Source organism: Facivitalis istanbulensis (assembly GCF_040560405.1).
GTDB lineage: Bacteria > Pseudomonadota > Alphaproteobacteria > Sphingomonadales > Sphingomonadaceae > Sphingomonas > Sphingomonas istanbulensis.
Genome location: NZ_JAVSCQ010000078.1, coordinates 1 through 841, shown reverse-complemented (window position 1 = coordinate 841; position 841 = coordinate 1). Strand labels below are relative to the sequence as shown.

Annotated in this window: 1 protein-coding gene; it reads left to right on the top strand. The window is 62.0% G+C overall.

All coding sequences use genetic code 11. The features are described 5' to 3' along the window. The first annotated feature begins 64 nt into the window (after window positions 1–64). A protein-coding gene (locus tag RN629_RS18230) for an IS5 family transposase (RefSeq protein WP_096614366.1) occupies window positions 65–822 on the top strand; the annotation gives its coding sequence in 2 pieces (ribosomal slippage) (window positions 65–386 and window positions 386–822; 759 coding nt in all). Window positions 823–841: the final 19 nt, after the last annotated feature.

Genomic DNA, 841 nt, shown 5'->3' with positions numbered 1-841 from the left:
CTAGGGTCAGGACCCATTGATGTGGGAGGCGCGATCTGATTCAGGCTCCGTGAGGAGAGAGTGGATGAGCGACCTGTACTGGCTGACGGATGAGCAGATGGCGCGTCTGCAACCGTTCTTTCCCAAGAGCCATGGCAAGCCTCGGGTCGATGATCGGCGGGTGCTCAGCGGCATCATTTTCGTCAATCGCAACGGGCTACGCTGGTGTGATGCACCGAAGGACTATGGGCCGCACAAGACGCTCTACAATCGCTGGAAGCGGTGGAGCGAGAGGGGTATTTTCCTGCGAATGATGGAAGGTCTCGCGGCAGCGGAGGCCGTGCCGAAGACCGTCATGATCGACGCGACCTACCTGAAGGCACACCGCACGGCATCGAGTCTGCGGGTAAAAAAGGGGATCTCGGCCGTCTGATCGGCCGCACGAAAGGCGGCATGAACACCAAACTGCACGCCGTCAGCGATGCGGACGGGCGGCCCTTGAGCTTCTTCATGACCGCCGGGCAGGTCAGCGACTACACCGGCGCGGCAGCCTTGCTCGACGATCTGCCGAAAGCACAGTGGCTGCTTGGCGACCGTGGTTATGATGCCGATTGGTTCAGAGACGCCCTGGAAGCCAAAGGCATCCAGCCCTGCATCCCGGGCCGCAGATCGCGCAACGAGCCGGTCAGATACGACAAGCGCCGCTACCGGCGCCGCAGCCGCATCGAGATCATGTTCGGCCGTCTGAAGGATTGGCGCCGCGTCGCAACTCGCTACGACCGCTGCCCAACCGTCTTCTTCTCTGCCGTCGCCCTCGCGGCCACCGTCATCTTCTGGCTATGACCAATGAGTCCTGACCCTA